12 protein-coding genes are annotated in these 12031 nt (G+C 62.5%); 7 read left to right on the top strand and 5 right to left on the bottom strand.

The genetic code is table 11. The annotated features are described in order from the left end of the window. The first annotated feature begins 92 nt into the window (after positions 1–92). The 3 genes from HGK27_RS31195 to HGK27_RS25435 all read left to right on the top strand — a co-directional run bounded on the left by HGK27_RS31195 (position 93) and on the right by HGK27_RS25435 (position 2543). A complete protein-coding gene (locus HGK27_RS31195) occupies positions 93–362 on the top strand; it encodes an SOS response-associated peptidase family protein (protein ID WP_407674711.1) in 270 nt (89 codons plus the stop codon). 520 nt (positions 363–882) lie between these two features. Further along, a complete protein-coding gene (locus HGK27_RS25440; protein WP_206243625.1) occupies positions 883–1431 on the top strand; it encodes a hypothetical protein in 549 nt (182 codons plus the stop codon). Between the two features lie 125 nt (positions 1432–1556). Continuing rightward, positions 1557–2543 (top strand): hypothetical protein, encoded by a 987-nt coding sequence (locus HGK27_RS25435; RefSeq protein WP_206243624.1) that lies wholly within the window; start codon positions 1557–1559, stop codon positions 2541–2543. A 125-nt stretch (positions 2544–2668) separates the two neighbouring features. Here HGK27_RS25435 and HGK27_RS25430 read toward each other — a convergent pair whose 3' ends face one another. Both HGK27_RS25430 and HGK27_RS25425 read right to left on the bottom strand, forming a co-directional pair. Then, complete coding sequence (locus HGK27_RS25430; protein WP_206243623.1) at positions 2669–3409, bottom strand: COG4705 family protein; 741 nt, start codon at positions 3407–3409, stop codon at positions 2669–2671. A 73-nt stretch (positions 3410–3482) separates the two neighbouring features. Next, positions 3483–4010: a hypothetical protein gene (locus HGK27_RS25425; RefSeq protein ID WP_206243622.1), complete on the bottom strand. Its 528-nt coding sequence runs from the start codon at positions 4008–4010 to the stop codon at positions 3483–3485. Between the two features lie 187 nt (positions 4011–4197). Here HGK27_RS25425 and HGK27_RS25420 point away from each other — a divergent pair, with 187 nt between their 5' ends. The 3 genes from HGK27_RS25420 (at position 4198) to HGK27_RS25410 (ending at position 6837) form a co-directional block, all read left to right on the top strand. Next, positions 4198–4863 carry a response regulator gene (locus tag HGK27_RS25420; RefSeq protein ID WP_206243621.1) on the top strand — a complete coding sequence of 222 codons (666 nt, stop codon included), beginning with the start codon at positions 4198–4200 and terminating at the stop codon, positions 4861–4863. A 44-nt stretch (positions 4864–4907) separates the two neighbouring features. Continuing rightward, positions 4908–6230 carry a sensor histidine kinase gene (locus HGK27_RS25415; protein ID WP_241127467.1) on the top strand — a complete coding sequence of 441 codons (1323 nt, stop codon included), beginning with the start codon at positions 4908–4910 and terminating at the stop codon, positions 6228–6230. A gap of 247 nt (positions 6231–6477) precedes the next feature. Next, positions 6478–6837, top strand: a complete 360-nt coding sequence (locus HGK27_RS25410; protein ID WP_206243619.1) for a response regulator — start codon at positions 6478–6480, stop codon at positions 6835–6837. A 59-nt stretch (positions 6838–6896) separates the two neighbouring features. Here HGK27_RS25410 and HGK27_RS25405 read toward each other — a convergent pair whose 3' ends face one another. Then, positions 6897–7931: a PstS family phosphate ABC transporter substrate-binding protein gene (locus HGK27_RS25405; protein ID WP_206243618.1), complete on the bottom strand. Its 1035-nt coding sequence runs from the start codon at positions 7929–7931 to the stop codon at positions 6897–6899. A 37-nt stretch (positions 7932–7968) separates the two neighbouring features. Beyond that, the gene (locus HGK27_RS25400; RefSeq protein ID WP_206243617.1) at positions 7969–9015 is read right to left on the bottom strand and encodes a PstS family phosphate ABC transporter substrate-binding protein; all 1047 of its coding nucleotides are present in this window, start codon (positions 9013–9015) and stop codon (positions 7969–7971) included. A 169-nt stretch (positions 9016–9184) separates the two neighbouring features. On the opposite strand from HGK27_RS25400, the gene HGK27_RS25395 reads away from it, so the two are divergent. After that, positions 9185–11365 (top strand): TonB-dependent siderophore receptor, encoded by a 2181-nt coding sequence (locus HGK27_RS25395; RefSeq protein WP_206243616.1) that lies wholly within the window; start codon positions 9185–9187, stop codon positions 11363–11365. Between the two features lie 140 nt (positions 11366–11505). Here HGK27_RS25395 and HGK27_RS25390 read toward each other — a convergent pair whose 3' ends face one another. Then, complete coding sequence (locus HGK27_RS25390; RefSeq protein WP_206243615.1) at positions 11506–12027, bottom strand: alpha/beta fold hydrolase; 522 nt, start codon at positions 12025–12027, stop codon at positions 11506–11508. Positions 12028–12031: the final 4 nt, after the last annotated feature.

Genomic DNA, 12031 nt, shown 5'->3' with positions numbered 1-12031 from the left:
AGCTGCAGTTGCCACCCCATGTCGTTCGTGGTCGAGGTCTGGACGTGATCACGGGTGACCTTGCCGACGGCAAGCAGCCGCTCAAGGGGGAGATGTGGTTTTCGGTGATCGATCATCCCATCTTTGCCGTGACAGGGTTCTGGCAGGCGACGGAGGAGGGCAACAGTTTTGCCATAGTCACCTGCGATCCCAACGAGCTTGTCCAACCCGTCCATGGCAAAGCAATGATCACGATCCTGCGCCTCGAGCATCATGATCTGTGGTTGCGAGGAGGCTATGACGACGTGACGGCGCTTCAGCAGCCATATGATGCCGCTGTCATGTCGATGCGGGGGCCGGTCTTTCCGACGAGGAACCGATAGGGGCCTTGCCGTCGGGCAAGCAAGCTTGCCGTGAACGCCGACATGGCGCTTTGCTGCCTTTCGTCCATGAGCCGTGCGCTCCAAGGCTACCCATGTCATGGACCATCCCGCACAGGACCAATGGCAGTTTGATATCATCTATCTCAACACCCATATCGACTGACGCCGCCAACAGATCTGGAGCAGCCGGCAACGCAGGTGGGGCACAAGCCGGAAGAGCCCGGACCGATGGGCGGCCCACACGACGCAAAGCCCTTGCAACCACTGCTGCCTGCAATGCGAGTCAGGCCTGACATGCATGTGCGCCGTCTGAATTTCAGGTATCTTTTCCAGGCAGCCTGATTGCAGCACCGCAAATCAACCGTAGCGCTAACGCAGCTGCCGCACGAAGCCCCGGACAAGTTCGCCGCAAGCCGCCCTCCATTCCTCCAGCACGTCAAAACTGACCCCTTCCGGCAAATGTGGTGCGGTTCGATGCGAAGGGGGGAAGTTCTGTGGACTTTCTCCGTAAATCTGACACATGATCGCCGCGAAGGGGAACGGTATGAAGTGGGGTTCAAGCGTTGCGATCGCGGCATTGATGGCGCCGGCGCTTGCAATGGCACAGCCGGCGGAAGATCCCCCGCTGATGGATAGCCCACCCCTGCCGTGGTTCCATTACACACTGACCGAGGAAGGATCGCCGACGTTCCTGTCGAAGGCATGCGCGGATGAAGTGCGCATCCAGAACGACATTTCGGTGCATCCATGTGCGGTTGCTGAAGCTGAGGCACACCGTCGTGTTGTCGAGAGCCATGACGCGGCTGCAGCCAGGGTGGCGGCATTGGCGCAGTATGAAAGCGAGATCTCGGCCGATTACGTCGAGATGCGGAGGTTTCAGCAGCTCATGTCCGATGAACGTGCCGCGGGCCGAATCTCGGGCTACGTCGATGCCGGTAAAATGCATGATTACGCCGAGAGGGTCGTTCTGTGCGAGCACAGGATGGCTTCGACCTATGCCGCTTATCGGAACAATGGTGGCCGCAAGACCCCGGCGCAGATCTATGGGCCAAGTGCCATACGGAAGTAGGACAGGCTGCCTGTGGCGATCGCCATTGCGGATCATCGCCGCATCTGCAGAATCCATTTTCATAATGGCTTGAAACGCCTTCCTAATCGCTTCAATATGGATTACTTATTGGCAGGGGGTAATCCATGATTGAGAACGAAGATCGCCAGGACGGCGGTCGCTTCAGCTTGTTTTTGAACAAGGTGGAAAGAATATATCTGGTGATGCTGCGAGCCGTCACCCTGGTCATTGCCACGATCTTGTTGGTTGGCGCAGTGTGGCTTGGCTTGTCGGGCGCCTATAAAATATCGCGTGATGCCGGAGCCGTGAAGGAAGCGGAGGCGAAAGTCTCGTCCGATGACGTCACGAAGATCGATGCAGCACCCGAGGCAGCGCGCTCAGAGGTCAAATCCGATGCCGACCCGCAAAACGCCGAGAAGGCGTATGTAAAATCCTTTGCGCAACGCTATTTTGCCCTCTACCGCAAGAATTTCGAGACCTATCGTCAGGCGGGCGACACTCCGCTGACCGAGCAGGATTTTGACTCTCGCTTTCTGAGCGAAGGGCTCACGGCGTTGGTGGATCATAAGACACCTACCGATGATGCCGTCAGCACACCGGACTTCGCGACGATCAAGTCTCAACTGGAAGCACTGTACGATGCAATGGATGAAGCGGCCAAACTTCCCCTTACCCAGGAGCGCCTCAAAACCTATAAGTCCGCCCAGCGCAAGCGGGTCGAGACACAGGTCAACAAGACGCGCGAGGAAAGGTATTGCTCCTATTGGGGGTCATTCATCAACGAATGCATTTCCTATGGAACGCGCACCGTGCCTTACACCGAAACGCAGGTTATAATGGAGCTGCCCAAAGGCGTGCTGGACCCTGCAGCTCTGTTCGGGCAATATCAGAAGAACTACATCCAGACCCTCAACGAACGTCGCGACGAGAGCGCAACCAATGCGAAGACCGAGCGGGAAAAGATTCTCGCCGGCAATATCGCAGGGCATGCCAACGTCATTCTGGCAATCCAGATTATCGGCGGCTTCCTCGTTCTGATGTTTTTCTTTCTGCTGATCGCGATCGAGCGTCATCAAAGAAAGATCGCGGTGACGCTGAAGGTTAAGGATTGAGGCGCCGACTTGTGGCGAGGCGGATCGTCTCGCCACAAGCTCCTCCGGAACGCTGGGATATCTGCTGGAATGCATTCAATCCCATCGCGGCACGTTAGCTGAGAAGACGGCAAACCTCTGCAGCATCATCCCCTTGCCGGATCATGCTGTGGCTTCGTGCCGCGCCATAGCATGAGCATCGCCACGAAGGCCGTTCCCGTCATCAGCGTCGACACGGGCAGGCCAATGTCCACCACTTTGTTCTCCGCCAGCCAGTCCCCCATCGCCGTGCCGGTCGTGCGCGCGATCATCACCATGGCCCAATACGCTACAAACCATCGCGACGCGGTGCCACGTCCCGCTGCCAGTGCGAGCGCAAGCAGTGCTCCCAAGGCGAGCGAAGCATAGCCCTCACCCAGAAAATGCGACGCGACGTCACCGACAACCGTGCCAAACACGCCCGCTCCCAGCATCGCGACCCAATAGGCAGCATCGGTCGGCGGCAGTGTGCCGCGAGGCAGGCCGATGGCGTGTCTGGCGCCGCGCCGGGCCGAGATGACAGCGGCCAGGGCGATGAGCAAGGCAAGGCCGCAGGACAGCAAGAGTTGCGGGATGTGCACTCGAAAGGCGAGGTAATCCGCGATATTGGTGGCGCCGGTGCGTACGATGATGATCACCAGCCAGTAGAACAGCTCAGTGCTTCGATCGCTTTTCCGCTCCTGCCAGAAGACGATCGATGCAAGCACCGTCAGAATGGCAACGCCAAGATAGACCCCCAGATGGAGCGTGTGTGCGTAAAGGTCGCCCATATTGGTGCCGAATATGCTGACAAGGGTGATGCCACCCCAGTATCGCCAGTCGATGACCGGCATGTGCTTGCGCTTCATATGCAGTGCTCCCCAACCGATGCCCTTGCCAACCCTGCTCTGAGCAGAAGCCTCCGGCTAAAATGGACTACGCTCACTTGTCGGTCTGTGCCTTACTGACAGGCACATCGCTGGCCCCGATTTTCGGCGAGCCATCACCCACACCATTATCGCCTCTTTCCAGACCTTTGTCTTCATGATCATTTGGGCCATCATCTTCATATCGACCGTGATGGTGGCCACGCCCGTGGCCGTGCCAGGGCTCCACCGCCTCCACCTTGTTATCAGCCCCCACCAGGAAAGCGGCCTGAAGAAAACCATGGCTGAAACGCCCCTGCACGGTGATGGGTTGCCCCAGCGCCACCAGCCGGCTGGCGGCGCCCTTGCGCCCCACATCGACCAGCGTATGGCCCGATGCATCGGCCACGATGAACTTGTCCCCATAGACTTCGGCGATCTTGCCGCGGATCGTGACGATCCCGTCGGATACCCCATTTGCCAGTGAGCTGATGGCAACGGGCGTCGCGGGCGCCATTGTCACCGCGGGTCGGCTATGTGCCATGATAGCGGCCCCAACCCCGCCGCCCAGTGCCAGCAAGCCGGCACTCGCCAGCGCCAGCATGGAGCCTCGCCCCAATCGGCGGCCTGCTGCGGGGTGGGTTGTGTTCTCGGGAATATCGTGGTCAGTCATGGACGGCTCCTCTTGAGTGATAAGCTTGTCTAACAGGGGAGGCCCTCGCGCCCCTGAACGGGCCCGTTCAGTTATGGTTTAAACTTGGCAGCTAGGTTTGCGCGGAAAGGAAACGGGCTTGCGCATATTACTGGTCGAGGACGATGCCACTCTGGCGCAAAGCATCGCGCGCGCGCTGCGTGCCGAGAATTTCGTTGTCGACATCGCCGACAATGGGGAGGACGGCGGCCATCTGGGCACCACCGAATGCTACGATGCGGCCGTCCTCGACCTTGGCTTGCCCATCCGTGACGGCGTGTCGGTGTTGCGTGACTGGCGCACGGAGGGGCGCGCCCTGCCGGTCCTGATCCTGACCGCGCGTGACGCCTGGTCAGAAAAAGTCGCGGGTTTCAAGGCCGGGGCCGATGATTATCTGACCAAGCCGTTCCGCGTCGAAGAAGTCGTCATGCGGCTGCGCGCGCTCATTCGGCGTGGGAGCGGCCATGCGGGCACCAGGATCATCTGCGGGCCGCTGACGTATGACGCGCAGATCGGCGTGTTCGAACTGGATGGCCTGCCGCTCAAGCTGACGGCGCTGGAATGGCGCGTGCTCTCGGTGCTGATGCTGCGCAAGGAGGTCGTGATTGAGCGGAGCGAACTGATCGAGCGGGTTTACGAAGGCGACGCGGACCCCGACTCCAATTCGATCGAGGTCATCATCGGCCGCCTGCGCCGCAAGATCGGGGTGGAACTGATCGAAACGATGCGCGGGCGCGGCTATCGGCTCACTGACGGCACGACATGAGGCTTCTACCCCGATCCTTGTTCGGGCGTCTGCTCAGCATTGCTATGCTGACAACATTGGCGGCTCTGGCATTCGCCGCTTTCACGATCGGGCATGTCCTCGAACGGTTCGTGGTCCACAATCTTGATACACAGCTCGATACCCAGATCAGCGTGCTGGTCAGGGCTGTACGGCCCGATGGCACGCTCGACACCGCGCGGGTGGTCAATCTCCCGCTGTTCGACAACGCGGGTTCCGGTTGGGGCTGGCGGGTGGACGGCTCGGGGGGCGATAGCTGGAGTCACGGTGCCGCGATTGACCTGGTGAGGCTGGAGAAGCGTCAGGCACACCGCGACCACCATAGGCACATGCCCTATGGCGAAGATGCGGCGGAAGATGTCCGGGGCGATGCACGCACGGTCTTGGACAAGGACACGCAAGTGCGGCAGATGTCGTTCGCTGTCGCGCAGGGCCTCGTCACGGTGACCGCGAGCGGGCCACGGCATGAGGCCATGGCGCTCTTGCATCAGGCCGTCGTTCCATTGATGGGATCGCTGGCCCTGTTGGCGGGAGGGCTGGCCTTCGCCACCTTCATGCAACTCCGGTTCGGGTTGCAGCCATTGCGTTCCTTGCGCCGCGCCCTGGCAGACGTCAGGACGGGGCGCGCCCGGCATGTCCCTCTCGACCAGCCGGACGAACTGGTCCCGCTCGCCATCGAACTCAATGCCCTGATCGATCAGAATGAGGCGGGGCTCGAGCATGCGCGCCGCCACGTCTCCAATCTGGCCCATGGCCTGAAAACACCTTTGGCCGCCTTGAGTGTCAGACTGGCGGACAGCGGATATGATCGGGACGGCAGCCTGGGAGAGATGCTGTCGCAGGTTGACCGGCGCATCCGACACCATCTGGGCAGGGCGCGCGCAGCGGCGCCGGGCGGCGCTCAGCGCACCCGCACCGCGATTGCACCGGCCATAGCCGATCTCGTCTCGGCCCTGAAGCGCATCCATGCAGAGCGCGCGATCGGCGTCACGGTGGAGATCGCGGTCAACCTGGCCGTGGCCGTGGATGCCCAGGACTTCGACGAGATGGCGGGAAATCTGCTCGACAACGCGTGGCGCCATGCCTCGTCAGCCGTCGCGATCACCGCAGTCAGGCACGATGCCACCGTTGTGCTGCTGATCGACGACGACGGATCGGGACTGTCCGAAGAGGCGATGCGGGAGGCTTTCGTGCCAGGCCGTAGACTTGACGAGCGTGGCGACGGACATGGATTCGGCCTTCCCATCACCCAGGAACTGGCTGAATTGAACGGAGGCGAACTCACGCTGCATGTCTCACCAGCGATGTCGGGCCTTCGCGCTCGATTGGTTTTGCCAGCCGGCCTATGACTGAGGCCGCTAGCGAAGCAGCTATAAATTCAACGTCTCACGTGGCGAAGGCTGGAAACTGACGGACTGTGCGGCCTCCATGGTCCATTTGGGGGCGTGAGAGGCCAATGGGATCCGTTGTTGGCCATCTAGAATTGCCATTGCCAGCAATGACCGATGATCATGGGCACTCCAAGCAGGGGGGATCAGTCCTAAAGTCACGAATGTGTCCATTCCCCGAATATTCAGGAATATTGGACCATCGCGAGTGAATGAACGTCGTCTCGAAGGCGCTCGCGAGCCCCTGCGGCTCATCGAGGGGCAGGAAGCGCACGCACGACTGGTCAGCACAAGGCTCGATATCGTCCTGCTCGACCGCATGGTGCCCGGCCTCGACCGGCCCTCCGTGGTGAGGCGCGCGCAAAGGAGAGAGGGATGCCAGAGGCTAGTCATGTTGCTGACGGCGGTGGCTGGTATCGAGGCTCGCGTCGTGGAGCTTCAGGTCCGGGCCGACCTCTATCTGGTCAAGCCCTTCGACTTTCTCGGGCTTGCCGCCTGGCTTGACCGGCTATCTCTGACGTCAGCAACGGTGGGTATCGCAAGGTTATCATGGCGAGGAAGGCGCTGATGAGGTGGCCTTCCCCCCGGCGCGGCGTCCGCGGGGAAGACAGGCCTTCCAGGCCCAGCTTAGAGTGCAGCCAATTTCGCGCGCTCCGCAGCGAGATCGGCGGGGGAGAGCGGCAGGTATCCCTCCGGTCCGCTCGACTGCGCGGCAATCAGGGCCTGCCCCTCGTCGGAGAGCGCCGCCTCCAACCATGCCCGCACGGTGGGTGCCAATTTCCGGTCCGGCGCGCGATCGACATAGAGATAGACGCCCGAGGTCAGCGGATAGGCCCCATTGCTGACTGTCTGCCGATCGGGAAGCGCAGGCTCGCCCTTGCCTTTCACTGGGACGATGCGTGCGCCCTCCGCCTTCTCTTCGGTGGTCCATCCGACGATCCCTATGCCATAGGGGTCGCTGGCCACGGCATGGAGCACCGCTTCGTAACTGGCGAGCGGCTCGTAACGAACGGCATAGGGACGCTTGCCGAAATGGCGGTCGCGGAAGGCCGTGGCAAAGCCACCATCGTCGCGCAAACCATAGAGATGGATGCGCCGTGCCCCGGCCTCGCCCTTCACGCCCAGTTGCGACCACGTGTTGATATCCCCCTGCGGACTGCCCGCCGAAAAGACCCGCGCCAGATCGGTCAACGTGATGGCAGGCAGCGCGTTGCTCCGCGCCACATAGACCGCCGCCGGAGTCTTGCCTTCGGTACGCGGCCCCCAGCCCGAATAGCCGATGCGGATGGGCAGCGCCTCATAGCCATGGGTTTGGCGGAAACCGGCCAGCTCGCCGCGCCAGGCCTCCCGCGCCAGCGGGGCGAGCAGCGTGGCATCGGCTGCCAGCGCAGGCAGGCCGGTCGACGATCCCTTGAGCACATAGGTGAAGCGCGTCGTGGGCTGGTTGCGGGCCACCAATTTGCCCAGACCCGCCATCAACGCGTCCATCCCGTCGTTGCCGATGATGGCGATGGTGCCATCGGGCTGGAGATAGGCCGGACGGTCCCCGGCAGTTCGGACCGCGTGGGCCGGGGCGGCGGGTTGGGGGGCGGCATAGGCGGTGCCGGACAGAGGAGCCAGCGCCATGAGCAGGCAAGCGGCCTTGGCGGATCGAAGTCGCATGGAAAATCCTTTCGGGAGTAGCAGTGGCGCGGGCGTTTCAGTCGAGCTTGGCCAGTTCGGCGCGCGCCTCGGCGGGGGTGAGCGGGATGTACCCCTTCTCCTGTCCGGCGATCACGGCCTGCCCTTCGGCTGACAGCACCAGCCGCAGATACTCCTTCACCAGTGGATCGACCGGCTTGCCCGGCACCCTGCGCACATAGAGCAGAAGATAGCGTCCGAGCGGGTAGCGGCCCGCCCGCACGTCCTCCCGGCTCCCCAGGCTGGCCGGACCGCCCGGTGTGTCGGCGATGGCCAGCTGGCGCAGCTCGGGCGTCTCGCGCCCCAGCGCGGCAACGGCGATGCCCGCCGGATCGGCGGCGAGGCGCTCGAGGATGTCGTCGGTGTCGCCGTATTGCTCATAGGTCGCGGCGAGCGGGCGGCCACCCAGCTGCTCCCGCTGCATGTAGGTGCCGAATCCCGTGAACTCGGGTGTACCATAGGGATGGATGGCCCGGGCGGCCCAGGCCTTGGGTAGGCCCAGCTGTCCCCAGGTGGACAGGTCGCCCTGCGCATTGCCGACCGTCATGATGCGCGAAAGCTGCTCGCGCGTGATGGTGGTGAGCGGGTTGGCGCGGTTGACATAGACCGCCAGCGAGGTGGCCAGATGCTGCGATGTGTCGTCGCTGGTGTGGGCGATGCGGATTTCGAGCGGCGGCGCGCCGACGATCTTGGCGTAGGATTTCACCTCCAGTGGCGCGATGCCCCGCCCCATCGAACCGAACAGGATGCGACCGTGGGTGAGCAGCGGCAGAGCGCTGGTGGTGCCCTTCGAGAGGTCTGTGAACCGGACGGCGGGATGGGTCGCGGTGAAGCGGGCGTTGAGCCTCTCGAGGATGTAATGCACATGCTCGGCGCCTCCTTCCGCCACCGAGCCATCGGGCAGACGATAGGTGGCATCAGGCGCGACGGTCACTTGCTTGGGCTTGTAGGACGGCAATGCGTCGGTCGGCGCGTCAGCCATGGCGACGGCGGGGGCGAGCATCAGCGCGAGGAGAAGCCCCCGCCATGCGGAATCGCGTCGTAAGACGTAAGATTTTGACTTCATGAGATCTCCTGCGAGGAAAGGGCAGGCCCGGAGGAGCACGCCTCTTGCCGCCCTCCTATAAATGATAATGCGAACGTCTAGCATTAAATGCAATTTTTATGCCTTTTTAATGCTGCAACTCATTCTCAATATCTCTAATGCGCGGTTCTCAGACATCTAGGGGATTACCATGATTTTCATCCATCAGCGCGCCTCGCGCTGGGCGGTCGCCTGCGCCCTCGCCTCCTGCAGCCTCGCGCAGTCGGGATTGGCGCATTCCAATACTCTGGACACGGCCCCCGCCCCCGCCGCTGAAAGCGATCCGCAAAGCGAAAGCACCGTCGAGCGCCCCGATATCATCGTCACGGCCAGCAACCGCATTGACGGTTATCAGGCCGCGCAGGCCTCCGCTGGAACGCGCACTGAAGCCCCACTGGTCGAAGTGCCGCAGGCCGTTTCGGTCGTCACCCAGGCGCTGCTTCAGGATCGCCAGCCGCTCAGTCTCGACGAGGCGCTGGCCACCGTCAGCGGCGTCAAGCAGGGCAACACGCTGGGCGGCACGCAGGATGCCATCATGAAGCGCGGCTTCGGCACCAACCGCGACAATTCGATCCTGCGCGATGGCGTGCAATCGGTGCGCGCGCATAATTTCACCCCCACCGCCGAGCGGGTCGAGGTGCTCAAGGGCCCCTCCTCGATGCTCTATGGCGTTCAGGATCCGGGCGGGATCGTCAACATCGTCACCAAGAAGCCCACGCTCGATCCGCTGCGCGCCTTTTCGGCCTGGGGCACCACTTTCGGCGGCGGCGGCGTGCAGGGCGACGTCTCGGGCGCGATCGGTCACAAGGGCCTGGCATACCGCCTGATCGGCGACTGGCAGCAGTATGATTACTGGCGCAATTTCGGCGTCAACAAGCAATGGACCATTGCCCCCTCGCTGGCCTGGTATGGCGATAAAACCAGCGTCGTCGCCAGCTATGAGCATATGACCTATTCCAGCCCCTTCGATCGGGGCACGCAGCTCAACACCGCCACTGGCAAGGTCTATGCCATCCCGCGCGAACGCCGTCTGGACGAACCCTACAACATCACGGCCGGCACCTCGGACAATGTTGGGCTGCGTGTCGAGCACCGGATCAGCCCGGACTGGAAGCTGGCGCTCAATTATGGCTTCAGCCATAATTATTACAACGACTTCCAGGCGCGGACCATCTCGGTCGCCCCCACCACCGGCGTGGTCACGCGCCGGGGCGACGCCACGCGCAACGCCCGCCAGACCGCCCATGTGGTGCAGGCCAATGCCGTGGGCCACGCAGAGCTGCTGGGCATGAAGCACGAAATTTTGGTCGGCGCCGATTACATGCACAATGAGCGCGTGCTGGGCGATCTGATGCGCGATGCCACCAACACCAATTTCAACCTCTACAGCCCGGTCTATGGGGTGATGAAGCTGCCCTCGACCGTCAGCGCCAAGGACAGCGACCAGACCGACAAGCTGCATGAATGGGGCCTGTTCCTTCAGGACAGCATCCATCTGACCGACAGCTGGATCCTGTTGGCCGGCGTGCGTTACGACCATGTCGACGAGCTGACCGGCAAGGGCCGCCCCTTTGTGGTCGGCACCAAGGTCAACACCGGCAAGGCGGTGCCGCGCGTAGGGCTGGTGCATCTCTTCACGCCGCAGTTCTCGGTCTATGGCAGCTACACGCAGAGCTTCCGCCCCAACACCTCGATCGCCACGCCAATCGGCACCTTGCCGCCTGAAGAAGGCAAATCCTGGGAGGGCGGCGCGAAATATGTCACCGGGCGGGTGACCGCCACGGCGGCGCTCTACAACATCATCAAGCGCAATGTGCAGGTGAGCGACACCGCCGCCGATGGCACCACCACCACCCGCGCGGCGGGCAAGGTGCGTTCACGCGGGGTCGAGCTCGACGTTTCGGGCCGCATCGGGCGCAGCTGGAACGTCACGGCCAGCTATGCGCTGACCGACACCAAGGTGCTGGAAGACCCGCTGCTGCAAGGCAATCCCCTCGACGGCGTGTCCAAGCATCAGGGCTCGCTGTTCGTGACGCGCGATTTCGGTCAGGTCGGGCGCGGCAAGCTGCGCATCGGCGGCGGCGCGCGCATCGCCAGCAAGTGGGGCGCGGGCGATGGCACGGGCAAGGAATACTGGCTGCCCGCCTCGCAGGTTTTCGACGGCTTCATGGCCTATTCCACTCGCCTTGGCGGCAAGGCCGTGGAGTTCCAGGTCAATGTGAAGAACATCTTCGACGAGACCTATTACGTCTCCAACAGCGGCACCACCCAGCCCGCCATCGTGATTGGCGAACCGCGTTCGGCGATGTTCAAGGCGCGGTTGTTCCTCTAAACACGCTCGCCATCACTGTCATGAGGATTGTTCCATCCAGGGTGTGACTATCGCCCGGTCGGCCGAGTTACAATCTTCGGCCGGGCGATCCATATCCGCCAAGAGCCGCCGTTTGCGAGTCCGATTGGCCCCGTAAAAAGTCATCGTCGGTTCATCGGGCTTTGGTCCATCGCGAACGGCCGCTTGCAGGGCCGTCGCAAACGGCAATCTTTGGCAGATTTGTTATCGAGGGCGGTCAGACAGCTTTTAGGGCAAAAATGCTGAAGCTGCTGGCCTGGGTTGCGGCGGCGTGCTGCTTTTATCGCTTGCGTCAGCAGGAAGGGCGCGACAGGCCCCGCGCGATTGCGGAAGAACTGTGCATTCTCATGCACCCAATAGAGCAGGAAGTCCTGCGGGTGATCGCGCGTGGCGGCGGTGTCGCTGGTCTTGAACGCCCGGTTGGCGATGGTCTGGCGGATCCGCGGATATTCGGAGGCAAACAGCGGCGGGTCTTCGAACAGCGCGGCGCGGATCAGCGCAGGCCGGTTGGCCGCCAGCCAGACCGCCAGCAAACCGCCCGAGGAATTGCCCGAGATGAACACCGGCCCCCGAATATTCCGGGTGATGAAGTCGCTCAGATCCGCGCCGATGCGGTTGGCGGTCATCGGGTAGTCGGCGGGCACCGGT

This window comes from Novosphingobium terrae, assembly GCF_017163935.1.
In the GTDB taxonomy this organism is placed as follows: domain Bacteria; phylum Pseudomonadota; class Alphaproteobacteria; order Sphingomonadales; family Sphingomonadaceae; genus Novosphingobium; species Novosphingobium terrae.
This window is presented reverse-complemented; position numbering and strand designations above follow the sequence as displayed.